Annotated in this window: 21 protein-coding genes and 4 pseudogenes; 7 read left to right on the forward strand and 18 right to left on the reverse strand. The window is 69.3% G+C overall.

Going from position 1 to position 22,638, the window contains the following annotated elements; genetic code table 11:
- On the reverse strand, window positions 1-363 hold a 363-nt coding region (locus tag BN4348_RS45150), incomplete at its 3' end, for a PPE family protein (protein WP_142308814.1).
- Window positions 364-763: 400 nt separating this feature from the next.
- Window positions 764-2,161, reverse strand: a complete 1,398-nt coding sequence (locus tag BN4348_RS45155; protein ID WP_167670472.1) for a glycine--tRNA ligase — start codon at window positions 2,159-2,161, stop codon at window positions 764-766.
- Window positions 2,162-2,350: 189 nt separating this feature from the next.
- On the opposite strand from BN4348_RS45155, the gene BN4348_RS45160 reads away from it, so the two are divergent.
- The 3 genes from BN4348_RS45160 to BN4348_RS45170 all read left to right on the forward strand — a co-directional run bounded on the left by BN4348_RS45160 (window position 2,351) and on the right by BN4348_RS45170 (window position 4,270).
- Complete coding sequence (locus tag BN4348_RS45160) at window positions 2,351-2,773, forward strand: ArsR/SmtB family transcription factor (protein WP_211145730.1); 423 nt, start codon at window positions 2,351-2,353, stop codon at window positions 2,771-2,773.
- Window positions 2,770-3,162: a Fur family transcriptional regulator gene (locus tag BN4348_RS45165; protein WP_066914033.1), complete on the forward strand. Its 393-nt coding sequence runs from the start codon at window positions 2,770-2,772 to the stop codon at window positions 3,160-3,162. The genes BN4348_RS45160 and BN4348_RS45165 overlap by 4 nt, the downstream gene beginning before the upstream one ends.
- 118 nt (window positions 3,163-3,280) lie before the next feature.
- Window positions 3,281-4,270, forward strand: coding sequence for an alpha/beta fold hydrolase (locus tag BN4348_RS45170; protein WP_066914034.1), 990 nt, complete (start codon window positions 3,281-3,283; stop codon window positions 4,268-4,270).
- Here the strand turns inward: BN4348_RS45170 and BN4348_RS45175 are convergent.
- The 3 genes from BN4348_RS45175 to recO are packed head-to-tail and all read right to left on the reverse strand — an operon-like array spanning window position 4,267 to window position 6,369.
- The gene (locus BN4348_RS45175; protein WP_066914036.1) at window positions 4,267-4,695 is read right to left on the reverse strand and encodes a hypothetical protein; all 429 of its coding nucleotides are present in this window, start codon (window positions 4,693-4,695) and stop codon (window positions 4,267-4,269) included. The two genes, BN4348_RS45170 and BN4348_RS45175, sit on opposite strands and share 4 nt — an antisense overlap.
- Window positions 4,695-5,579 (reverse strand): decaprenyl diphosphate synthase, encoded by an 885-nt coding sequence (locus BN4348_RS45180; RefSeq protein ID WP_066914037.1) that lies wholly within the window; start codon window positions 5,577-5,579, stop codon window positions 4,695-4,697. Before BN4348_RS45180 ends, BN4348_RS45175 begins: the two co-directional genes overlap by 1 nt.
- On the reverse strand, window positions 5,572-6,369 hold the full coding sequence (gene recO / locus BN4348_RS45185; RefSeq protein WP_066914062.1) for a DNA repair protein RecO: 798 nt from the start codon (window positions 6,367-6,369) through the stop codon (window positions 5,572-5,574). The genes BN4348_RS45180 and recO overlap by 8 nt, the downstream gene beginning before the upstream one ends.
- A gap of 61 nt (window positions 6,370-6,430) precedes the next feature.
- Between recO and BN4348_RS45190 the strand changes: the two genes are divergently transcribed.
- Window positions 6,431-7,927, forward strand: a complete 1,497-nt coding sequence (locus BN4348_RS45190; RefSeq protein ID WP_066914038.1) for an amidase — start codon at window positions 6,431-6,433, stop codon at window positions 7,925-7,927.
- A gap of 36 nt (window positions 7,928-7,963) precedes the next feature.
- On the opposite strand, the gene era is transcribed toward BN4348_RS45190, so the two are convergent.
- From era to hrcA, 7 genes and pseudogenes are all read right to left on the reverse strand, one after another.
- On the reverse strand, window positions 7,964-8,863 hold the full coding sequence (gene era, locus BN4348_RS45195) for a GTPase Era (protein WP_066914039.1): 900 nt from the start codon (window positions 8,861-8,863) through the stop codon (window positions 7,964-7,966).
- Between the two features lie 72 nt (window positions 8,864-8,935).
- Window positions 8,936-10,219 carry a hemolysin family protein gene (locus tag BN4348_RS45200; protein WP_066914040.1) on the reverse strand — a complete coding sequence of 428 codons (1,284 nt, stop codon included), beginning with the start codon at window positions 10,217-10,219 and terminating at the stop codon, window positions 8,936-8,938.
- Entirely contained in the window at window positions 10,216-10,749 is a 534-nt protein-coding gene (gene ybeY, locus BN4348_RS45205) for an rRNA maturation RNase YbeY (protein ID WP_066914041.1), read from the reverse strand. Before ybeY ends, BN4348_RS45200 begins: the two co-directional genes overlap by 4 nt.
- Window positions 10,746-11,792 (reverse strand): PhoH family protein, encoded by a 1,047-nt coding sequence (locus BN4348_RS45210; RefSeq protein WP_066914042.1) that lies wholly within the window; start codon window positions 11,790-11,792, stop codon window positions 10,746-10,748. The genes ybeY and BN4348_RS45210 overlap by 4 nt, the downstream gene beginning before the upstream one ends.
- Before the next feature lie 57 nt (window positions 11,793-11,849).
- Window positions 11,850-12,302: pseudogene (locus BN4348_RS45215) on the reverse strand (RsmE family RNA methyltransferase); the annotation flags it as partial.
- Window positions 12,303-12,336: 34 nt separating this feature from the next.
- Window positions 12,337-13,062, reverse strand: a pseudogene (locus BN4348_RS45220) (DnaJ domain-containing protein); the annotation flags it as partial.
- 58 nt (window positions 13,063-13,120) lie between these two features.
- Window positions 13,121-14,164, reverse strand: coding sequence for a heat-inducible transcriptional repressor HrcA (gene hrcA, locus BN4348_RS45225; RefSeq protein WP_066914046.1), 1,044 nt, complete (start codon window positions 14,162-14,164; stop codon window positions 13,121-13,123).
- 157 nt (window positions 14,165-14,321) lie between these two features.
- Between hrcA and BN4348_RS45230 the strand changes: the two genes are divergently transcribed.
- From BN4348_RS45230 to BN4348_RS45240, 3 genes and pseudogenes are all read left to right on the forward strand, one after another.
- Window positions 14,322-14,636 carry a type II toxin-antitoxin system VapB family antitoxin gene (locus BN4348_RS45230; protein WP_066914047.1) on the forward strand — a complete coding sequence of 105 codons (315 nt, stop codon included), beginning with the start codon at window positions 14,322-14,324 and terminating at the stop codon, window positions 14,634-14,636.
- Window positions 14,637-14,710: 74 nt separating this feature from the next.
- Window positions 14,711-15,310, forward strand: coding sequence for a carboxymuconolactone decarboxylase family protein (locus tag BN4348_RS45235; RefSeq protein WP_066914048.1), 600 nt, complete (start codon window positions 14,711-14,713; stop codon window positions 15,308-15,310).
- A gap of 40 nt (window positions 15,311-15,350) precedes the next feature.
- A pseudogene (locus BN4348_RS45240) lies at window positions 15,351-15,752 on the forward strand (RNA polymerase subunit sigma-70); the annotation flags it as partial.
- On the opposite strand, the gene BN4348_RS45245 reads toward BN4348_RS45240, so the two are convergent.
- The 6 genes and pseudogenes from BN4348_RS45245 to BN4348_RS61590 form a co-directional block, all read right to left on the reverse strand.
- Window positions 15,746-16,249, reverse strand: a complete 504-nt coding sequence (locus BN4348_RS45245) for a hypothetical protein (RefSeq protein ID WP_066914049.1) — start codon at window positions 16,247-16,249, stop codon at window positions 15,746-15,748. The pseudogene BN4348_RS45240 and the gene BN4348_RS45245 sit on opposite strands and share 7 nt — an antisense overlap.
- Window positions 16,250-16,397: 148 nt before the next feature.
- Window positions 16,398-16,856, reverse strand: coding sequence for a hypothetical protein (locus tag BN4348_RS45250; protein WP_066914051.1), 459 nt, complete (start codon window positions 16,854-16,856; stop codon window positions 16,398-16,400).
- Between the two features lie 80 nt (window positions 16,857-16,936).
- Complete coding sequence (locus BN4348_RS45255) at window positions 16,937-17,176, reverse strand: MbtH family protein (protein WP_066914052.1); 240 nt, start codon at window positions 17,174-17,176, stop codon at window positions 16,937-16,939.
- Complete coding sequence (gene mbtG / locus BN4348_RS45260) at window positions 17,154-18,443, reverse strand: NADPH-dependent L-lysine N(6)-monooxygenase MbtG (protein ID WP_066914054.1); 1,290 nt, start codon at window positions 18,441-18,443, stop codon at window positions 17,154-17,156. The genes BN4348_RS45255 and mbtG overlap by 23 nt, the downstream gene beginning before the upstream one ends.
- A pseudogene (locus BN4348_RS45265) lies at window positions 18,440-22,311 on the reverse strand (condensation domain-containing protein). The gene mbtG and the pseudogene BN4348_RS45265 overlap by 4 nt, the downstream one beginning before the upstream one ends.
- The coding region (locus tag BN4348_RS61590) for a phosphopantetheine-binding protein (protein WP_235852754.1) at window positions 22,293-22,638 on the reverse strand (346 nt) is incomplete at its 5' end. The gene BN4348_RS61590 and the pseudogene BN4348_RS45265, both read right to left, overlap by 19 nt.

The following is a 22,638-nucleotide window of genomic DNA, read 5'->3' on the forward strand; positions in this document are numbered from 1 at the left end:
CGCCATCAGCTGGGCGCGGTTCGCCGCCACCGCCGCGGGAGGCACCATCGCCGCCAGCGCGGACTCGAACGCCGTCGCGGCGGTGCGCGCCTGAAGCGCCGCGGCCTCGGCCTGCCCCGCGGCCGCGCTCAACCACCCGACGTAGGGCTTCGCCGCCGCAGCCATGGACATCGACGCCGGACCGGCCCAGGGCCCGTCGGTCAACCCGGAGACCACAGATTGAAACGACGACGCCGCACCCGACAAATCCGACGCCAACCCGTCCCAAGCCGCTGCCGCCCCGAACAACGGCCCCGAACCCGCGCCGCCGAAGATCCGCGCCGAATTGATCTCGGGAGGCAACCAGGAAAAATCGAGAACCATCAGGACCGCCACACAGCCAGCGGCGCCGACGACCTCATCCCCCGGAAATCAAGAGACACCACGGCCGGATCGTAAGGCAAAAATCACCGAAAAACCGCATATTTTTCTAAACTTGAATCAATCGAGAACGCAGACTTGACCGGATCAATAACGCAAACTTGATCCAATCCGAACACGGCTTGCCGCCACCCCGCTGGCCACCGAGCGGAGGCCGTCGGAGCAGCGCGGATTCCCGGCCGCGCCGCTCGCAGCGTCCGGACGCTCCGCGGAATTGCAACGGCAAATTCTGGAAAAAGCCGTCACAGAAATTCGCGCGCAATTTCAGTCGTTCGATCCATTCGGCCAATTAGCACCAAATTACGCAGAGACCACAATTGCAATAACCGCGCGGAAGGGGCGCCTAGCAGCCCTTCAGGCGCACCGCCAGGTACTCGGCGACGGCGCTGATCGCGACCCGATCCTGTGTCATGGTGTCGCGCTCGCGCACGGTGACGGCGTCGTCCTCGAGCGAGTCGAAGTCGACCGTCACGCAGAACGGCGTGCCGACCTCGTCCTGGCGCCGGTACCGGCGTCCGATGGCGCCGGCGTCGTCGAAATCGATGTTCCAGCACTTGCGCAATTCCGCGGCCAGGTCACGGGCCTTGGGACTCAGGTCGGCGTGCCGGGACAGCGGCAGCACCGCCGCCTTGACCGGCGCCAGCCGCGGGTCGAGCCGAAGCACCGTCCGCTTTTCCATGGCGCCCTTGGCGTTGGGGGCTTCGTCCTCGCTGTAGGCATCGACGAGAAACGCCATGAACGACCGTGTCAGGCCGGCCGCGGGTTCGATGACGTACGGCGTGTACCGAGAGTCGGTGACCTGGTCGTAGAACGACAGGTCTGCGCCGGAATGCTTTGCGTGCGTTGACAAGTCGAAATCCGTTCGGTTGGCGACGCCTTCCAGCTCGCCCCACGGATTGCCGACGAAGCCGAACTTGTACTCGATGTCGACCGTGCGGTCCGAGTAGTGCGACAGCTTTTCCTTGGGGTGCTCGTACAGTCTCAGGTTCTGCGGATCGATGCCCAGGTCGACGTACCACTGCAGACGGGTGTCGATCCAGTACTGATGCCATTCCTTCGCCGTCGAGGGCTCCACGAAGAACTCCATCTCCATCTGCTCGAACTCTCGGGTCCGGAAGATGAAGTTGCCGGGGGTGATCTCGTTGCGGAAGCTCTTGCCGATCTGCCCGATTCCGAACGGCGGCTTGCGGCGCGCGGTCGTCACGACGTTGGCGAAGTTGACGAAGATGCCCTGCGCGGTCTCGGGACGCAGATAGTGCAGCCCCTCCTCGGTCTCGATCGGTCCGAGGTAGGTCTTGAGCATCATGTTGAATTCGCGCGGCTCGGTCCACTGCCCCTTGGTGCCGCAGTCCGGGCAGACGATCTCGGTCATCGGGACCGAATCGGGCTCGGCGACGCCCTTCTTCGCCGCGTAGGCCTCCTGCATGTGGTCCTGGCGATGCCGGTGGTGGCAATTCAGGCATTCGACCAGCGGGTCGTGGAAGACCTCGACGTGGCCGGAGGCCACCCACACCTGCCGGGGCAGGATGATCGACGAGTCGAGCCCGACCACGTCGTCGCGACCGGTGACCACCGCGCGCCACCACTGGCGCTTGATGTTCTCCTTGAGCTCCACGCCCAGCGGGCCGTAGTCCCAGGCCGACCTGGTGCCCCCGTAGATCTCGCCCGAGGGAAAGACGAAGCCCCGCCGTTTGGCCAGGTTGACTACGGTGTCGATGACGGACGCCACTGGGCTGTGCACTCCCTCTCGAAGGTCCGGGCGGACAGGCCGGCGGCGGACCGCCAGTCGCAAAACATCAGCCATGGTATCGACCGGCGCCGCGATCTTTGACATGCGTCATCACGCATGTGACAGTGGGAAGTGGCCGATCGCGATTCCCGCGTCGGGCACTGGCCAATATCCGGCACTTCTCGAGGTGGTGACTCTCCCATGGCGACGTCCTCCTCGTCGGTGCCGACCGCCGCCGACGGCGGGACGGGATCCGACCTGAGCGTGATGGCCCACGAGCATGGCGGGGCCGGCCCCGGCGCGCACGCGGAGTTTCCCGGATACCCCGTCCCACCGCCGCGGGAGATCCTCGATGCCGCGGGCGAGCTGTTGCGTGCGCTGGCCGCACCCGTACGGATCGCCATCGTGCTGCAGTTGCGCGAATCGCACCGCTGCGTGCACGAACTGGTCGACGCGCTCGGGGTGCCGCAGCCGCTGGTCAGCCAGCATCTGAAGATCCTCAAGGCGGCGGGCGTGGTGGCCGGCGAACGGTCCGGCCGCGAGGTGCTCTATCGGCTCGCCGATCACCACCTGGCGCACATCGTCGTCGACGCGGTCGCCCACGCGAGCGAGGACACACCGTGACCGGCGCCAGCGTCCGCTCCACCCGCCAGCGCGCCGCGATCGCCACGCTGCTGGAGACCTTGGACGAATTCCGCTCGGCCCAGGAGCTGCACGACGAGCTGCGCCGCCGCGGCGAGAACATCGGCCTGACCACGGTGTACCGGACGCTGCAGTCGATGGCGGCAACGGGCATGGTCGACACGCTGCGCACCGACACCGGCGAGTCGGTCTACCGCAGGTGCTCGGAACATCACCACCACCATCTCGTATGCCGATGCTGCGGTTCCACCATCGAGGTGGGTGACCACGAGGTCGAGGAATGGGCGGAGCAAGTGGCCGCCAAGCACGGCTACTCCGACGTCAGCCACACCATCGAGATCTTCGGAACCTGCGCCCTGTGCCGCTCCTAGGCTGACCCCGCGGCCGGGAAAAATCTCTGAAAAAAGTGTCCGACACGCGTCCGCAGCGTGCTCCTACCCATGAGTGGCCCACGGGCCGAGACACCACCTCGAGGGAAGCGAGCACACCATGCGCAACGAACTATCGCCCCAGCTGCGGCCGGTCCGCGAGGTCGAGGCCCCGGCACTGCAGTTCCGCACGATCCATGGCTACCGCCGCGCCTTCCGGATCGCGGGGTCCGGACCGGCCCTGCTGTTGATCCACGGCGTCGGCGACAACTCCAAATCCTGGGAAGCGGTGCACGTGAAGCTGGCACAACGGTTCACGGTGATCGCGCCGGATCTGCTGGGCCACGGCGAATCCGACAAGCCCCACGCCGACTACTCCTTGCCGGCCTTCGCGAACGGCATGCGCGACCTGCTCGCCGTGCTCGGCATCGACCGGGTCACCGTCGTCGGACATTCGTTCGGGGGCGGCGTCGCGATGCAATTCGCCTATCAGTACCCCCAGCTGGTGGAGCGCATCGTGCTGGTGAGCGCCGGCGGCGTCGCGAAGGATGTGAGCCTGGCGCTGCGGTTGGCGGCAATGCCGCTGGGCGCCGAGGCGCTGGGCGTGCTGCGCGCGCCCGGGCTGATGCCCGCGATCCGGCGGGTCGGCCGCGCCGTGCAGACCGTGCTGGGCTCGACCAAGGTCGGGCGCGACGCCGCCGAGGTCGTCGGTCTGCTCGAAGGCTTCCTGGACGCCGACGGGCTGGCGGCGTTTGCGCGCACCCTGCGGTCAGTGGTGGACGCGCGGGGTCAATACGTCACCATGCTGGACCGCAGCTATCTCGTGAAATCCGTTCCCGTGCAGATCATTTGGGGCGCGGACGACCTGATCATCCCGGTGGAGCACGCGCACACCGCGCATGCCGCGATGCCCGGTTCGCGCATGGAAATCTTCGAGGACTCCGGGCACATGCCATTCCACGACCACCCCGACCGCTTCGTCGAGGTCGTCGACCGGTTCGTCGACTCGACCCGTCCGGCCGATTACCACCCGGACACGATGCCGTCGCTGCTGCGGACCGGCGGCCGCGAGGACCTGGCCGCCGACCCGATCGAAGCGGCGGTGTCCTAACTGGTTAGCGAAAGACGCATCTGGGCGCCCGTATCGAGCACCAGCAGGATCAGGGTGCGCAGGGCGTCGTCGGTCAGGCCGCCGCCGGGAAAGTTGTAGCGCAGCATCACGTCCGCGGTTTTGGCCGCGCCCTTGCCCGAATTGCGTTGCACCGCCGTCTGGTTGACCTTCTCGACCTTCGTCACGCTGCCGAAGTTGCACTCGTGCGCCTGCTTGGCGATCTGGTCGCTGATCTTTTTGGTCAGGGGCAGATCCCAGGCCAGGATCTGGGTCAGCGAAACCAAATCGAGGCCCTCGGCGATGTTGACCACCCGCAACGAGGCCAGTGTGCCGTTGTGGCGCAACGTCAGCGCGCCGTCGGGCTCCTCCTCGATGGGAAGGGCGTCGCGCAGTATCGAAGCCAGCCGCTCGTGCAGTGATGGCATCAGGCGCTCCCGAAGCGTCGATTGCGATCCGCGTATTCCTCGCACGCGGCCCACAGGTCGCGGCGGTCGTAGTCGGGCCACAGCTTGTCGGAAAAGATGTACTCGGCGTAGGCCGCCTGCCACAACATGAAGTTGCTGGACCGCTGCTCCCCCGACGTCCGCAAGAACAGGTCCACGTCGGGGATGTCGGGCCGCTGCATGTGACGGGAGATCGTCGACTCGCTGATCCGGTCGGGCTTGAGCCTGCCCGCCTCCACCAAACGGGCTATCTCCCTTGCGGATTCGGCGATCTCGGCGCGGCCGCCGTAGTTCACGCAGTAATTGACGGTGATCACGTCGTTGGCGTCCGTCATCGCCTCGGCGATCGCCAACTCATTGATCACGCTTCGCCACAGGCGGGGCCGGGAACCGACCCACCGGATTCGGACCCCGATCGTGTTGAGGTTTACCCGGCGCATGCGCACCACGTCGCGGTTGAAGCCCATCAGGAAGCGGACCTCCTCGGGCGAACGCTTCCAGTTCTCGGTGGAAAACGCGTAGAGACTCAACCACTTGATTCCGATTTCGATTGCACCGCAGACGATGTCGATGACGACCGCCTCGCCCGCCCGGTGGCCGTCGGTCCGGCTGAGACCGCGCTGGGTGGCCCAGCGGCCGTTGCCGTCCATCACGATGGCCACGTGATTGGGCAACCGGTCGGCCGGAATCCGCGGCGCGGCCGCTTTGGAGGTGTGCTGCGGGGGGCGGCGCGGGCCGCCGCCGGCGGACGGCGGCAGCTCCGGGAACGGGACGGGCCAGGTCGATTTGTCGGGAAAGACCGGGTAGTCGTCGGGCGCGGGGGGCAGCTGCGGGAAGTCGGTCGCCTTCGGCTTGCGCTCAGCCACAGGCAGTATCCTGCCCGATCAGCGCTGCGCGCCGTTCGGCGATCGTGCGGTCGGCCTGGTATGTCCGCTCTACCAGCGGCAACGTTTTGAGCTGCCGTTCCAGATGCCATTGCAGGTGCGCGGCCACCAGCCCGCTGACGTAGCCGCGGTGCGATTGCGGCGACGCCTCGGCGGCCTCCCAGTCCCCGTCGTGCAGCGCGGCCATCAGATCCAGCACACCCGGCGGCGGGGTGGTCGAGCCGGCCGGGCGGCAATGTGGGCAGACGCTACCCCCGGCGGCGACGTGAAACGCCCGATGCGGGCCGGGTGTGGCGCACCGGGCGCACTCGGTGAGCGCCGGCGCCCATCCGGCGATGCCCATGGCGCGCAGCAGATAGGCGTCCAGCAACAGGTCGCGGGGCCGGCGCCCGTCGGCCACCGCGCGCAGCGCGCCCACCGTGAGCCGGTGCAGCGCCGGGGCGGGCGCCCGCTCCTCGCCGGCGAGGCGTTCGGCGGTTTCCAGCATCGCGCACCCGCAGGTGTACCGGCCGTAGTCGCTGACGATATCGGTGGCGAACGCGTCGATGGAGACGACCTGGGTGACGATGTCGAGATTGCGGCCGGGGTGCAGTTGCGCGTCGATGTGGGCAAACGGCTCCAGCCGCGCGCCGAATTTGCTGCGGGTGCGGCGCACGCCCTTGGCCACCGCGCGGACCAGGCCATGGTCGCGGGTCAGCAGGGTGACGATCCGGTCGGCCTCGCCGAGCTTGTGCTGGCGCAACACCACAGCTCGGTCTCGATATAGCCGCATCACCATAGTTTTGCACCCCGCCGCGACAATGCGGGTATCCGCGCCGTTAGTCTCGTACCCCGTGATCGGCGCTTCCGGGGCGGGCACCGGGTCCATCTCCGGATCCGGCGGTCAGCGCCTGCCCACACTGACTGACCTGCTATATCAGCTGGCCAGCCGCTCAGTGACGTCCACCACACTGGTGAGCCGTTCGCTGCACGCCATCCATTCCAGCCAGCCGACGCTGAACGCCTTCCGGGTGGTGCTGACCGAGTCGGCACTGGCCGACGCGGCGGAGGCCGATCGGCGACGCGCGGCCGGGGACACCGCGCCGTTGCTGGGCATCCCGATCGCGGTCAAAGACGACGTCGACGTCGCGGGAGTGCCCACCGCCTTCGGCACCGAGGGGTATGTCGCGCCCGCGACCCAGGACGCCGAGGTGGTGCGCCGCCTGAAGGCCGCCGGCGCCGTGATCGTCGGCAAGACGAACACCTGCGAGTTGGGCCAATGGCCGTTCACCAGCGGGCCCGGCTTCGGCCACACCCGCAATCCCTGGTCGCGGCGGCACACCCCGGGCGGGTCGTCGGGGGGTAGCGCGGCCGCCGTCGCGGCGGGCCTGGTCACCGCCGCCATCGGCTCCGACGGCGCCGGCAGCGTCCGCATCCCCGCGGCGTGGACGCACCTGGTGGGCATCAAGCCGCAGCGCGGCCGCATCTCGACCTGGCCGCTGCCCGAGGCGTTCAACGGCATCACCGTCAACGGCGTGCTGGCCCGCACCGTGGCCGATGCGGCGCTGGTGCTCGACGCCGCGTCGGGCAACGTCGAGGGTGACCGGCACAAGCCGCCCCCGATCACGGCGTCCGACTATGTCGGCAAGGCGCCCGGCCCGCTGAACATCGCGCTGTCGACCCGGTTCCCGTACACCGGTTTTCGCGCCAAGCTGCACCCCGAGATCCTGGCCGCGACGCGGGCCGTCGGCAGGCAGCTCGAGCTGCTCGGCCACAAGGTCGTGCCCGGCAACCCCGACTACGGCCTGCGGTTGTCGTGGAACTTTCTGGCCCGGTCCACCGCGGGCCTGCGGGATTGGGAGGAACGGCTGGGCGACGGGGTGATCCTGGATCCCCGCACGGTGTCCAACCTGCGCGTGGGCCAGGTGCTGGGGCAGGCGATTCTGCGCAGCGCGCGCCGCCACGAGGCGGCCGACCAGCGCCGGGTGGGCTCGATCTTCGACATCGTCGACGTGGTGCTGGCCCCGACGACCGCCGAGCCGCCGCCGTTGGCGCGTTCGTTCGACCGGTTGGGTAGCTTCGGCACCGACCGCGCCATGATCGCCGCGTGCCCGTTGACCTGGCCGTGGAACCTGCTGGGATGGCCGTCCATCAACGTGCCGGCGGGATTTACCTCCGAAGGTTTGCCGATCGGCGTGCAGCTGATGGGCCCAGCAAACAGCGAGGGCCTGCTGATCTCGCTGGCCGCCGAGCTGGAGGCCGTCTGCGGCTGGTCCACCAAGCAGCCGCCGGTGTGGTGGCACGCCGGTGCCGACACGCCGCCCGCCGGGGGGCCGCCGTCGCGTAGGTGAGCCGGCGGCGGATATCCGCGCCGAGGTCAAACCTCTCTAAAAGCCAAGCCGACCAAGTTGTTTGGGGTCGCTCTGCCAGTTCTTGGCGACCTTGACGCGCAGGTCGAGGTAGACCTTGGTGCCCAGCAGCTTCTCGATCTGGGCGCGCGCGGCGGTCCCCACTTCCCGTAGCCGTGCGCCGCCCTTGCCGATCACGATGCCCTTCTGGCTGTCCCGCTCGACGTAGAGAATCGCGTGCACGTCGATCAGGTCATCGCGCCCCTCGCGCGGATTGACCTCGTCGATCACCACCGCCAACGAGTGCGGCAGCTCGTCGCGGACCCCCTCCAGCGCGGCCTCGCGGATGAGCTCGGCCATCAGGACCTCTTCGGGCTCGTCGGTCAGCTCACCGTCGGGGTAGTAGGCGGGGCCGGCGGGCAGCGCCGCGGCCAGCACGTCGATCAGCACGTCGACCTGTGCGCCCGTCGCCGCCGACACCGGGACGATCTCGGCCGAATCGCCGACCAGCTCGCTGACGGCGACCAGCTGCGCGGCCACCCGGTCCTTGGGCACCTTGTCGATTTTGGTGACGACGGCCACGAGCGCGGTCCTGGGTGCCACCGCACGAATCTGGTCGACGATCCACCGGTCGCCCGGGCCGATCGCCTCGTCGGCCGGGATGCACAACCCGATCACGTCGACCTCCGTGTAGGTGTCGCGGACCAGGTCGTTGAGGCGCTTGCCCAGCAGGGTGCGCGGCCGGTGCAGGCCGGGGGTGTCGACCAGGATGATCTGGAACTCTTGCCGGTGCACGATGCCGCGAATGGTGTGCCGGGTGGTCTGCGGCCGCTTCGAGGTGATCGCCACCTTGGCGCCGACCAGCGCGTTGGTCAGCGTCGACTTGCCGGTATTCGGCCGGCCCACCAAACACACGAAGCCCGAACGGAATTCAGTCATGGCCGCCCATCGCCGAGCGTGCACTGAGTGCGAATTCGACGCGATTTTTTCGCAGTGAGTGCACGCTCGATGTCACGTCGAACCATCGGCTTCCGCCGGGCTCAGCAGGACGGTATTGATCCGCACCCTTCCCCGATGATCGGGGCCGCCCTCGGCGCGCAGGCGCAGGCCGTGCGAAACCACCTCGGCGCCGGGCAGCGGCACCCGGCCCAATTCCAGAGCCACCAGGCCGCCCACGGTGTCGACGTCGAGGTCGTCGTCGAATTCCACGTCGTACAGTTCGCCGACGTCTTCGATCGGCAGCCGCGCGGATACCCGAAATCGCTTGTCGCCCAAGTCTTCTATCGGCGCCGTCTCCGCCTGATCGTACTCGTCGGCGATCTCCCCGACGATCTCTTCCAGCACGTCCTCGATGCTGACCAACCCGGCTATCGCGCCGTATTCGTCGACGAGCAGGGCCATGTGGTTGCGGTCGCGTTGCATCTCGCGCAGCAGCGCGTCCAGCGGCTTGGAGTCCGGCACGAAGACCGCCGGGCGCATGACTTGCGACACCTTGGTGTCCCGCCCCCCGTCGGGCGAGGAGAATGTCTGCTGGACAAGGTCTTTCAGGTAGACCACGCCGACGACATCGTCGACGTTTTCGCCGATCACCGGGATGCGCGAGTGACCGCTGCGCACGGCCAGGTTGGTCGCCTGGCCGGCGGATTTGTCGCTTTCGATCCAGATCATCTCGGTGCGCGGCACCATCACCTCGCGGGCCGGGGTGTCACCGAGCTCGAAGACCGACTCGATCATCCGGCGCTCGTCGGCGGCCACCACGCCGCGCTGCTGGGCCAGGTCGACGACTTCGCGCAGTTCGATCTCCGAGGCGAACGGCCCGTTCCGCAATCCCCGGCCGGGGGTGAGCGCGTTGCCCAGCACCACCAGCAACCGGCTGAGCGGCATCAACAACCACGAAATCACCCGCAGCGGAAGCGCGGTCACCAAAGAAATCGAATAGGCGTGCTGGCGGCCCAGGGTGCGGGGCCCGACTCCGATGACGACGAAGCTCGTCACCACCATGATGGTGGCCGCCCCGAACAACGCCCACCTCATGCCGAAGTTGTCGTAGAGGAACACCACCAACAAGACGGTCGCGGTGATTTCGCAGGTGATGCGCAGCAGCACCACCAGGTTGATGTAGCGCGGACGCTCGCTCATCACCTTGAACAGCGACACCGCGCCCGGCCGCTCCTCGCGCACCAGTTCCTGCACGCGCGCCAACGACACCGTGCTCATGGCGGCGTCGATCGCCGCGAAGAGGCCGCCGAGGGCGATCAGGGCGATCGCGCCCAGCAGCTGGGAAACGCCGGTCAATTGTCGAAATACCTTGACTTGTCCAGCAACCGGCGGTCGCGCTCCTCCTGGCGATCTTGGTGGTAGGCCTCCACCTGCTCGGCGACCCATTCTTCCAGCAGCCGGTCCTGCAGGGCGAACATCTCTTTTTCCTCGGCCGGCTCGCCATGGTCGTAGCCGAGCAGGTGGAGCACGCCGTGAATCGTCAACAGCGCCAACTCGTGTCCCAGCGTGTGACCCGCCGCGGCCGCCTGGTCGGCGGCGAACTCCGGACACAGCACGATGTCGCCCAGCATCGCCGGCCCCGGTTCGGGCGCGTCGGGGCGGCCGCCGGGCTCGAGCTCGTCCATCGGGAAGCTCATCACGTCCGTCGGCCCGGGCAGATCCATCCAGCGCATGTGCAGGTCGGCCATCGCCGCGCTGTCCAGCAGCACCATCGACAACTCGGCGCTCGGGTTGACGTCCATCCGCGCGATCACGAACTTCGCGACGCTGACCAACTCCACCTCGGACACATCGATGCCCGACTCGTTGGAGACCTCGATGCTCATCGGCGACTGCGGGCACCCGAGGCCCGCCGGGCCGCCCGGTTCATCCCCGAGCCGGGCTCCTCGTAGCGGGCATAGGCGTCGACGATCTCCGAAACCAGCCGGTGGCGCACCACATCCACACTGGTCAGCTCCGCGATGTGGATGTCGTCGACGTTGTCGAGGATCTCGACCGCCGAGCGCAGGCCGGACCGGGCCCCGCCGGGAAGATCGATCTGGGTCATGTCGCCGGTGACGACGATCTTCGACCCGAAGCCCAGCCGGGTGAGGAACATCTTCATCTGCTCGGCGGTGGTGTTCTGCGCCTCGTCCAGGACGATGAAGGCGTCATTCAAGGTGCGGCCGCGCATGTACCCCAGCGGCGCGACCTCGATGACACCGGCCGACATCAGCTTGGGGATCAGCTCGGCGTCCATCATGTCGTAGAGCGCGTCGTACAGCGGCCGCAGATACGGGTCGATCTTCTCGCTCAGCGTTCCGGGCAAAAAGCCAAGGCGCTCACCGGCTTCCACGGCCGGCCGGGTCAGGATGATCCGGCTGACCTGCTTGGTCTGCAGCGCGTTCACGGCCTTGGCCATGGCCAGATACGTCTTGCCGGTGCCGGCCGGGCCGACCCCGAACACGATGGTGTTGGCGTCGATGGCATCGACGTAGCGCTTCTGGTTGAGCGTCTTGGGCCGGATCGTGTTGCCGCGGCGCGACAGGATATCCAGGGTGAGGACCTCGGCCGGTGATTCGTTGCCGGTGCCGACCAGCATGGCGACGCTGTGGCGCACCACCTCCGGTGTCAACGGCTGGCCACCGGCCACGATCGCGACCAGCTCGGAGACCGCCCGCTCGGCCAGCGCGACGTCGGCCGGCTCCCCGGAGATCGTGACGGCGTTGCCGCGCACGTGCAGGTCGGCGTTCAGGGTGCGTTCGAGGGCGCGGAGGTTCTCGTCTGCGGAACCAAGCAGGCCCACGACGAGATCGGGCGGAACATTGATGCTGCTGCGAACGTGAGAGGTCGATACCGTGTCAGCAGCGCTGGTCTCGCGGGGCGTCACGTGGTTTTCGATGCCTGCCTTGTCGGGTCTGACGTGGTGAAATCCTGGCTTGCCAGTCTACCGCTGGTCAGGAGCCTGTCCCAATGGTTCGTTTGCCGCCCAGTCTGAATCCGCAGGTCGGTCCCATCGCGGCGTGAGCACGCCCAGCGCGCCCAGTGCCACCGCGGCCGCGGTCGAGGTCCGCAGCACCTGGGGGCCCAGCCGGACCGCCACCGCCCCCGCCGCGGTCAACGCGGCGATCTCGTCCGGCGCGATGCCGCCCTCGGGCCCGATCACCAGCAACACCGAATCCGCTTGGCCGACATGGTGATCCGCGAGGCGATCGGTCGCCGACTCGTGCAGGGCCAGCACCACCGACCCGGCCGCGACCTCGCCGCGAACCCGTTCGATCAGCGCCGCGGTGGACAGCACGCCCTGGACGGGCGGGATGTGCGCCCGGCGGGACTGCCGGGCCGCCGACCGGGCGACGGCCCGCCACCGGCGCAGCCCCTTGTCGACCCGGGCGNCGTCACTTATACACATCTAGCTGGGACTAAGAGACGGCCCCGGGCCCGACCGCGCCCTGGGCCGCCAGGCGGACGCGCATGCCGTCGCCGACCCCGGCGGGAATCTTGACGCTGATCTCCCGCCGCGCCCGCACCCGCCCGTCGCCCATGCACTGGTGGCACGGGTCGGGGATGACGACTCCGACGCCGCGGCAGGTGGGACACGGCCGCGACGTCATCACCTGGCCCAGCAGCGAGCGCTGCACCGACTGCACCTCCCCGCGGCCGCCGCAGGTGTCGCACGGGACGGGCACCGAATCGCCGTTGGTGCCCTTGCCCTGGCACCGGTCGCACAGCACCGCGGTGTCGACGGTGACCTGCTTGGTCACGCCGGTCGCGCATTCCTCGAGGTCCAGCCGCATCCGCAGCAGCGAGTCCGAACCGGGCCGGACCCGGCCGATGGGGCCGCGGGAGGCCGAACCCCCGCTGAAACCGCCACCGAAGAAGGCCTCGAACACGTCGCCGAGGTTCCCGAAGCCGCCGAACCCGCCGCCCGCCGCGGCCGCGTTCTCCAACGGATCCCCGCCCAGGTCGACGATCCGGCGTTTCTCGGGATCGCTCAGCACCTCGTACGCGGCGCTGATTTCCTTGAACTTCGCCTGCGCGGCCTCATCGGGGTTGACGTCGGGATGCAGCTCGCGCGCCAACTTGCGGTACGCGCGCTTGATCTCTGCATCGCTGGCGTTTCTGCTCACGCCGAGCAGCCCGTAATAATCGCGTGCCACGCCCTGACCTTCCTTGTGCCGCCGTTATGCGGCCGTCAACAAACACCAGGGTGCGCGGTCATCGGGCACCCAGAACTTCGCCGATATAAAGAGCAACCGCTGCCACGCTGGCGATAGTTCCCGGATAGTCCATCCGAGTAGGACCCAGCACACCCATACCGCCGTACACGGTATCGGAGGTGCCGTAGGCGGTGGACACCATCGAGGTGCCCGCCATCTGCTCGGCGGCGGTCTCGTGCCCGATACGCACCGTCACCTTGCCGGCCTCCTGCTGGGCCGCCAGCAACCGCAGCACCACGACCTGCTCTTCGAGGGCCTCCAGGATGGAGCGCAGCGACCCGCCGAAATCCGCGGCGTTGCGGGTCAAATTGGCGGTGCCGCCCATCAGCAGGCGCTCCTCGGTGTGCTCCACCAACGACTCCAGCAACACCGTCGCCGAGCGGCCCACGGCGTCGCTGAGGCTGTTGGCCAGCCCACTGTGCCCGTGCAGCTCGCCGGCCAGGTCGGCGACGGCGGTGGACGCCGCGCCGAGCCTCTTGCCCACCAGCGCCTGGCCCAGCATCTCGCGCAACTGGGACAGCTGATGGTCGTCGATGACGTCGCCGAGTTCGACGATGCGCTGGTCGACCCGGCCGGAGTCGGTGATCACCACCATCAGCAGCCGGGCCGGGGTCAGTCCGATCACCTCCAGGTGACGAACGGTCGACGTCGACAGCGTCGGGTACTGCACCACTGCCACCTGGCGGGTCAGTTGCGCCAGCAGCCGCACCGCGCGGCGCAGCACGTCGTCGAGGTCGACGCCGGATTCCAGAAAGCTCAAAATGGCGGTCCGCTCGGCCGACGACAGCGGCTTGACGTCGGCCAGCCGGTCCACGAACTCGCGGTAGCCCTTTTCGGTGGGCACCCGTCCGGAGCTGGTGTGCGGCTGGGTGATGTAGCCCTCGGCCTCCAGCACCGCCATGTCGTTGCGAACCGTTGCGGACGACACGCCGAGGTTGTGGCGCTCCACCAACGACTTGGAACCGATGGGCTCCTGGGTGGAGACGAAGTCGGCGACGATGGCGCGCAGTACCTCGAAGCGACGCTCGTCGGCACTTCCCATCGGCTCCCACCTCCTTGATCGGGTCCATTTTACGGTGTCAACAGGTTCTCACCGCCATTCGCGGCGTCTGGCGGCGATCGCGGGCAGCCACCAGCCGGGTTAGCCTGTCCCCCATGTACTCGTCGGGCCCGGGGGATGCGTCAGAGACGATCCGCCAATGATTTTCAAGGGCGTGCGCGACGGCAAGCCGTACCCCGAGCACGGGCTGTCCTACAAGGATTGGTCCCAGATACCGCCGCAGCAGATCCGGCTGGACGAATTGGTCACGACGACGACCGTGCTGGCGCTGGACCGGCTGCTGTCGGAGGACTCCACCTTCTACGGCGATCTTTTCCCGCACGCGGTGCGGTGGCGGGGCATCACCTACCTCGAGGACGGTCTGCACCGTGCGGTGCGCGCCGCGCTGCGGAACCGCACCGTGCTGCACGCCCGGGTGTTCGACATGGACATGCCGCTGAGCCACCAGACGTAACTCTTTTGCCGCGGTCACATTTCTGGGTCGCCGGGTGTCGACGTAGCAAGGACCACGTTCAAAGGAGGACCGCCATGCCTCGCCTTCAGGGAGTCTCCGACCGCGACGCCGGCCTGGGCGCCAGGATCGCCTTCTTCTTCACCAAGCGCAAGCTGGCGCAGATGACCGGGCTCGAGACCGCCGGGATGCTCGAACCGCTGCGGATGTATGCGCACATCCCCCGATTGCTCAGCGCCTACGGCAAGCTCGAGCAGGCGGAGTCGAAGCTGGACGTCCTCAGTCCGCGCCACCGCGCGCTGGCCGAGCTGAAGTCGGCGACCACGGTGCGCTGCGAGTACTGCATCGACCTGGGTTCGCAGATCGCACGCCAGTGGGGGCTCACCGACGAGGAACTGCTGGCCCTGTCGGATTACCGGAACGCCTCCTGCTTCTCCGAGCTGGACAAGCTGATCCTCGAGTACGCCACCGCGATGAGCCGTACCCCGGTCGAGGTGACCGATCAGCTCTTCGACGCGCTGCGCGCCCACTTCGATACCGCCCAGCTCGTCGCGCTCACCCACGTCATCACCCTGGGCAACATGCGCGCCCGGTTCAACATCGCGCTCGGCATCGGATCGTCGGGCTTCTCCGGCGACCGGGTGTGCGCGCTACCGGAGAAGGGCGGCGGCGCGTGACGAGGCCGGGCACCCCGGAGGCCGCGCTGACCACGCGNGCATCGAGCGGGCCGAGCCGGCCCCCGACGGGAGCGTCGCCGCGCAGCGCGAGGCCGTCGACGCCTTCTTCGCCGCGGGCCGCGCCGGTGACTTCGACCGGCTGGTATCGGTCCTGCATCCCGACGTCGTGCTGCGGGGCGACTTCGGCCGGGGCGCCGCGGGCTTCCGCGCCGACGGTGCGGCCTCGGTGGCCAGACTCGCCCGCGGCTACGCGGGGCCCGAGCGCGAGGTGCGCCCCGCCATCGTCAACGGCGCCGCCGGCGCGGTCGTGTTCGTCGAGGGGCGGCCCACGGCGATCATGGGATTCGTGGTGCGCGACGGGCTGGTGGCGGCGATCGATGTGCTGGCCGACCCGGACCGGATCGCCAAATTAGACCTGCGCGGCGTGCGCGCCGATCACTGACCGGCGGCCTGCAGCAACTCCATCGCCGAGGCGCGCGACAGGACCCAGCCGCCCTGGTTCACGAACGTGACGTTCTGGGTCACCGGCGACGCGAGCTTGGGACCCGAGACCGCCACGTCGGCCGTCGCGGACCCGGCCGTGGCCGGTTGGATGTTGGTGACGTCGAACGCCAACGGCAGGTCGCCGTTCTTGGCCGCCTTCTGCAGCTTCTTGTCGGCGACGTGCGCTTCGAGCCCGCTGATCCCGCCTTCAACCAGATTGCTCTTGTTGGAGAACGAAACACTGGGGTCGGCGAGGCTGGTCAGCAGGCCGGTCAACTGATCGGCCGTCGGCACGTTCACCGCCTGCGGCGGATCCTGCGGCAACGGCGCACCGACAGCGATCAGCCGCACCGAGGGCGACTCGCCCGGAGCCGCGATGGACGTGATGCCGGCGGCCGCTCCCCCGATGACGGCCAGCGCTGCCGCGCCGCCGGCGAAGAATTTAACGGTTTTCATGGTCCCCCCTCAGGTGGGCACCCGTCGACGGACGGTGCCCGTGTGCGTCTTTCGACTCTTGTTTCGGTTCCGCGCACCGTGACGTTACGACCCCACCATGTGAGCAGCCTGTGCGCCCACTGTGTGGGGCACACGACGCTCGGCTTTGCTAGTTCGTCGCCGTCGCGGCCTGAATGAGGGCGATCGCGGCGTCGTGCTGCAGGATCCAGTTGCCGCCCTGGTTGACGAACACGAGGTGCTTCTCGACCGGCCCGGCGAACTTCGGACCCGAGATGGCGACGTCGGCCTGGGCCATGTTCGGTCCGGCCGGCGCGATGTTCGTCACGGCGAACGTCTCGGGGAAGTTTCCGTTGCGGTAGGCCTTCCTCAGGTCGTGGTCGGCCACGTGGCCCTCGTCCGGAGCGATGCCGTTTTCGACCAGGTTGGTCTTCGTCGTATACGACACGCCCGGATCGGTGGCCTGGGTGCACAGGGTCGACAATTGGTCCGGGCTGGGCAGCCCGGGCGCCGGCGGCGGATCCTGCGGCAGTGGCGCGGCGGATGCCACGCCGGTGCCGGCCGCGCCCATTGCGGCCAGGGTCACCGCGCCGGCAGTCAAGGATTTCATTCTCATGGTCAGGTCCTCCCCCTAATGACTGAGAGTTGTGATTGTGCCCCCCACGCCTGCGGTTCTTGGTCTCGGGCGGGTCACGGTACGGGCACGACGGGTGCTCGGCCGGCTGCCATGGCCTCGCGCAGGCTCTTCGGCCGCATGTCGGCCCAGTTCTCGTCGACGTAGTCCAGGCACGCCGACCGGCTTGCCTCGCCGTGCGCCACGCGCCAGCCGGTCGGGATTTCGGCGAACGCCGGCCACAGGCTGTGCTGCTCCTCGTCGTTGATCAGCACGTAGAACGCGCCGCCGTCGTCATCGAAGGGATTGGTGCTCATCATTTCTGCTCCTCGTTCGGTGTTTGACAGAACCTGCCGTGGCGCCCAGCACCCGGTCTGACAGCAGCCCGAGGCAACTCAGGTTGGGGAAGCCGGGGCCCTGGGTGAGCCCGGACAGGTTGGGCAGGAACAGCTTTGGGGCGACGTCGGTGACGGCCAGGTCGTAGCCGATGGCCTCCTGCAGTCCGTCGGCGGTGAGCGGGCCACCCATGCCGAGTTCGAGCAGATCTAGCGCGTCCTGGCTGAACAGCGACGTGAACCACAACGGGTCGGCGCCGGAGCCGTCGATGACCAGATCGAAACCGTGCACCGTCTCCAGGTTTTCGCTGCCGCGGTTGCTGGACAGGGTCAACCGGATCTGCCCGTCGCGGCCCACCGCATGGGCGACCCGGCCGCGCAGGTGGCGGATGCGATCATCGGACAGCAGCGCTTCCTGCACGTTGGCCGAGAACACCCCGCGGTCGGTGCGGGCCAGCGCGTCACGGCGTTCGTCGAGCGTCAGCGCCGTCCAGTCGGTGGGATCGGAGAACAGCGAGTTCTCGAAGAAGCCCTCGCCCCGGGTGAACAGCGTCACCTGCGGCGAGATGACGGTGATCGTCGAAACCCGGTGCCGGAACAGCTCGTTGAGCATCGACGCGGCCGTCTCGCCGCCGCCGATCACCGCCACCCGCTCGGCGCTGATCCGATCGTCGCCGGCGGCGCGGTCCCAGAACTGGGCGATCGAGAGCATCCGCGGATTGCCGGGCAACAGCGACTTCTCGGCCTGGCCGGGGCCGGTGATCATCAAAGCCTCGGCATGCACGGTGGTTTCGTGGGTGTGCAGCGCCCAGCGGTCGCCGTCGACGGCGAGGCGTTCTACCTCGCCGTGCACCACGTTCAGGCCGACCTTGTCGGCGACCCAGCCAAGGTACTGGCTCCACCGGCGATGGGTGGGCGCCGGCCTGCCGCGGTCGATCCATTCGGCGAACGACGCGGTGGCGATGAGGTATGACTGCCAGCTGTAGCGGGTCATCCGCTCGTCGAGTTCGGCATTGCGGCGCGGCACCAGCGCCGAGCGGTAGGGGAACCCGACGTCCTTTTCCGGGCTGGTGCCCAGCCGGTGCGCCCCGTCGGTCCAGCCGCCGCTGGCCTGCCAGTTGCCCCCGACGCCGATGCGTTCGACGGCGAGCACCTCGGGGACCTCGACACCCATCTCGCGCAGCACCGATGCCTTGGCCGCGACGGCCACCGCCTTGGCGCCGGCGCCCAGGATCGCAAGGGTGCTCATGTCGCCACCTTCCTGAGGTTGTCTGTCCACAGTTGTTGCAGCGCAGCCAGATCCGCGTCGTCGAGGATGTCGGGTAGCGCGCGCCACTGCGCGGCCAGCATCCGCTGCTCCCCGACGGTGAGCACGACGGCGAGGATGGTGAGCTCGTGGCGCACCGCGAGGTCGGGCTCGGGCACCGGTGACACATCGGCGAGTAGCTCGCGTTCGAGGCGCAACTCGGTGCCGCCGCCGGTGTGGGCGGCACCGAGATAGTTCAGCAGCAGCTGCGGGCTCGGGAAGCCGGCGAGCTGCTCGGCGGTGTCGGCGCGCAGGTAGCGCAGCAGCCCGTAGTCGATCCCGTCGCCGGGGATCTCGGCGAGCTGTGCGGAGACGGGGCGCGCCGGATCGACCCGCATCGGGTAGATCGAGCTGAGCAGCCCGACCGTGTCGCCGGTATCGGTGGCGCGTGCGCCCGGCTCGTCCAGCAGCGCGTCGGCGCGGCCGTGGGTTTCCAGCGCGAGCAGGGCCGGCGGCGTGGCCTGGCCCCGTGCCCACCGCCAGCCCGTCAGCATCGCGGCGGTGGCGGCGACGAGCAGATCGGGCAGGGGCTCTTGGGAATTCAGCAGACGCAAGCTCACGTCGGCGTCGACCACGGCGGTGCGGACGACCAGGTCGCGCGCCANCCCGCCACGTACGCCGTGAGCCGCGGCCCGCTGGCATGGCCGCGGGCCGTCACATGGGCGCCGCGCACCCCGTCGTGTCGATTGAGCGCCGCGACGATCTCGCCCGGCTCGACGCGGAACCCGCGGATCTTGAGCTGATCGTCGCTGCGCCCGAGAAACTCCAGGCCGCCGTCGGGCGTGCGGCGCACCACATCTCCGGTGCGGTACATCCGGCCGCCGCGGCCGTGCGGGTCGGCGACGAACCGTCCGGCGGTCTCGGCCGCTCGCCCGAGGTAGCCGCGGGTCAGCTGATCGCCGGCCAGGTACAACTCGCCGGCGGCACCGTCCGGCACCGGCCGCAGCCAGGCGTCCATCACGTAGGCGCGGGTGGTTTGGGTCGGGCGCCCGATGGCCGGTCGCGCGTGCTCGTCGATGGCGGCGACGACGGCCTCGACCGTGGTCTCGGTGGGCCCGTAGCAGTTGAACGCGGTCATCGCCGTGCGGGCGCATTCGCGTTGAATCGCTTGCCACGCCGTGCTGCCCAGCGCTTCGCCGCCGAGCGCGAGAACCGCCAGCGGCACCCGGCGCAGCAGCCCTGCGGTGTGCAGCTGGGCGAACATCGATGGCGTGGTGTCGATCATGTCCAGGGCGAACCGGTCGATCGCCGCGACCAGCGCCTCGGCGTCGCGCTGGCCCTCGTCGTCGATGATGTGCACCGCGTGGCCGTCGAGCAACGCGGCCAACGGCTGCCACGCGGNGCTCGCGCCGCTCGGCTCACGCAGCCACACCGCGGCCAGCAGGGTTCCCCGCTCCGGGTCGAGCCGCTCGACGGCGGCGGCCGCCTGCGCGGTGACCGCCGCGTGCAGGTCCTCGACCTCGACTTCGGTGAGGATGTCTGCGACGGTCCTGCGGGCCGGGCCTTCCACCAGCGTCATGGCGGCCCGATCCAGCCTGGTGCGCAGCACCTCGTGGCCGTCCAGGATGCCGGCCAGCGCGGCGCGCAGGTGTTCGCGCGGCACGGTGTCGGGCAGCCGGATGGCTTCGGTCTGCGCGAGTCGGCGCGGATCGCCGTACTCATAGAGCCAATGGGCGTTGGGCAGCACCGGAATTGGGCCGCGTGCCTCGGGGGGCGCGGACCGTTCGGCATCCTCGTCGATGGCCGCGGCGAGCTCGCGAATGGTGTCGCACTCCATCATCAGCCTGGCCCGCAGCGCGACGCCGTGCCGGCGGGCGGCCTGCACGACCGACAGGGCCGCGATGCTGTCCAGCCCCATTTCCAGGAAGCCGGCGGTGACGTCGGCCTCGGCGATTTCCAAGACGTCGGTGAACGCCTCGGCCAGCGCCGCCTCGGTCGCCGTCTCGGGCGGGACGGCCAGGTCCGCCGCGATACCGGTTGCCGCCAAGGCCTTTTCGTCGATCTTGCCGTGCGGTGTCAGCGGCAACTCGTCGAGCACGATGATGTGGTGGGGCACCAGGTAGCGCGGCAGCCGCTTGAGCAGCATCGAGCGCAATTCGGCCACCGCCGGCGGATTCGGGCCACCCGCCACGTACGCCGTGAGCCGCGGCCCGCTGGCATGGCCGCGGGCCGTCACATGGGCGCCGCGCACCCCGTCGTGTCGATTGAGCGCCGCGACGATCTCGCCCGGCNCCACGTAGCCGGGGCCCCGCGGCAGCGCGATTGCGACCGGGGTCTCGCCGCCCACCCCGTCTCGGCTCAGGGCGGCGGCCACCCGGTCGGCGAGCGCGTCGAGTTCGCCGTAGGTCAGCCGGCCGTCGGCCCAGCCGATCGCCACCGAATCGGGTTGCGACGCCGCGATTTCGGCGATCCGGGTGTGCACCGCGACCGGGTTCGCGCGCGCGTCCGGCGGGATCGGGCGGTGCTCGCCGTCCAGCAGGATGTCGACCTCGCGCAGGGGGCAGTCCCACTTGTCCACCAAGCGCTGTAGCGTCGCCAGCAGCCGCCCGCCGAGGCCGTCGGGCGCCATCGTGCCCAGCGCGCCGTCGAGCACCTCCACCAGCACGGTGAGCTCGCCCGCGCACAGGTGCGCGGCGATGGTCACCGGGAAGTGCGACACGCTCTCCAACGTCGACGGGCGAAACGTCGCGCCGTTCGCGGCGAATTCGGTGGCGCCGACCACGGCGCCGGGAGGGAAGTTCTCGTACACCAGCAGGCTGTCGAACATCTCGCCGATGCCGGCGAGGGCGCGCAACTCCGCGTGCCCGAGGTAGCTGTGGTCGCGCAATGCGGCGGATTCCCGTTGCAGGGCTGCACATTGCGCCCCGACGGTCTTGCGGGGGTCCAGCCGCACCCGCAACGGCACGGTGTTGATGAACAGGCCGATCATCGTCTCCACGCCCGACAGTTCGTCGGGCCTGCCGGACACGGTCACCCCGAAGGTCACATCGCGGCGATCGGTCAAGACCGAAAGTAGCGCCGCCCAAGCCATTTGAACCAGGGTGTTGAGCGTGACGCCGCGCGCGCGGGCGGCCGCGGCGAGCGCGGTGGTGGCGTCGCGGTCGAGTCGCAGCGTGGTGCGCCGCGGGATGCCCGCCTGCGGCGGGGTGGCGGTCAGCGCCGGTGACAGGAGGGTCGGCCCGTCGAGGCCAGCCAGGTGCTGGGCCCACCGCGCCCGGCTGCCCGCCTGGTCCCGGCCGGCCAGCCAGCCGATGTAGTCGCGATACGGCCGCGGCGATGGCGGCAGCGCGGCGCTGTCGCCGCCGGCGCGATACAGGGCGAGCAGTTCGGAAACGAAAAGCGGCAGCGACCACCCGTCGATCACGAGGTGATGCGCGACGATGACCAGATGCCAGCGCCGGTCCGGTAATTCGACGAGCAGGAACCGGATCAGCGGCCCGCGGCCCAGGTCGAAGCGCCGCCGGCGCTCCTCGCCCTCCAGGGCCTCGACCTCGTCGGGCGCGGCCCGGACCTGCCGCCAGGGCACCTCGACGGCGCTCGGAATGACCTGCACGGGGCGGCTGAGGTTGCCGTGCACGAAGCTCGCCCGCAGGTTCGGGTGCCGGGTCAGCATCGTCGCGGCGCAGTCGCGCAGCAGGGCGACGTCGAGCGGACCCGCCACGTCGGCGGCCATCGCGATGACATACGGGTCGCCGGCGCCGGGATCGGTCAAGCTCGTCATCGCGAACAGCCCCTGCTGCAGCGGGCTCAGCGCCATCACGTCCTCGACGGCGGGTCGCTGTTCGGCCCGGGTCACGGCTGACCACCCCATGACGAGGTGAGGGCCGCCAGTTCGTCGGCGGAGAGCCCCGACGTGCTCATCGGCGCGTGATGGGTGTCGTGCGAGCCGGTTTCGGCGCCCGGCTTGGCGTCGAGCGCGGCCGCGAGCTCATGCAGCACGGGATGTTCGAACACCATTCGCGGGGTCAGCGGCAGTCCGGCGTCGCGCGCCCGCGCGGCCAGGCGCACCGCGAGGATGCTGTCGCCGCCGAGGTTGAAGAATTCGTCGTGGCGCCCGACCTGCTCGGTGTCCAGCACGTCGGTGAGGATGGCCGCCAGCGCGCGCTCGGTGGCGGTGGCGGGCGGTTCGGCCGGGCCG

Source organism: Mycobacterium interjectum, from assembly GCF_900078675.2.
GTDB classification, from domain to species: Bacteria; Actinomycetota; Actinomycetes; order Mycobacteriales; family Mycobacteriaceae; genus Mycobacterium; species Mycobacterium interjectum.

Bases quoted from the DNA above. Each gene is read 5' to 3' on its own strand.
- era (WP_066914039.1), bottom strand. From the start codon at position 8,863: ATGACTGAATTCCGTTCGGGCTTCGTGTGTTTGGTGGGCCGGCCGAAT.
- BN4348_RS45170 (WP_066914034.1), top strand. From the start codon at position 3,281: ATGCGCAACGAACTATCGCCCCAGCTGCGGCCGGTCCGCGAGGTCGAG.
- hrcA (WP_066914046.1), bottom strand. From the start codon at position 14,164: ATGGGAAGTGCCGACGAGCGTCGCTTCGAGGTACTGCGCGCCATCGTC.
- ybeY (WP_066914041.1), bottom strand. From the start codon at position 10,749: ATGAGCATCGAGGTCTCCAACGAGTCGGGCATCGATGTGTCCGAGGTG.
- BN4348_RS45245 (WP_066914049.1), bottom strand. From the start codon at position 16,249: ATGAAAACCGTTAAATTCTTCGCCGGCGGCGCGGCAGCGCTGGCCGTC.
- BN4348_RS45235 (WP_066914048.1), top strand. From the start codon at position 14,711: ATGCCTCGCCTTCAGGGAGTCTCCGACCGCGACGCCGGCCTGGGCGCC.
- recO (WP_066914062.1), bottom strand. From the start codon at position 6,369: ATGCGGCTATATCGAGACCGAGCTGTGGTGTTGCGCCAGCACAAGCTC.
- BN4348_RS45255 (WP_066914052.1), bottom strand. From the start codon at position 17,176: ATGAGCACCAATCCCTTCGATGACGACGGCGGCGCGTTCTACGTGCTG.
- mbtG (WP_066914054.1), bottom strand. From the start codon at position 18,443: ATGAGCACCCTTGCGATCCTGGGCGCCGGCGCCAAGGCGGTGGCCGTC.
- BN4348_RS45250 (WP_066914051.1), bottom strand. From the start codon at position 16,856: ATGAAATCCTTGACTGCCGGCGCGGTGACCCTGGCCGCAATGGGCGCG.
- BN4348_RS45175 (WP_066914036.1), bottom strand. From the start codon at position 4,695: ATGCCATCACTGCACGAGCGGCTGGCTTCGATACTGCGCGACGCCCTT.
- BN4348_RS45230 (WP_066914047.1), top strand. From the start codon at position 14,322: ATGATTTTCAAGGGCGTGCGCGACGGCAAGCCGTACCCCGAGCACGGG.
- BN4348_RS45160 (WP_211145730.1), top strand. From the start codon at position 2,351: ATGGCGACGTCCTCCTCGTCGGTGCCGACCGCCGCCGACGGCGGGACG.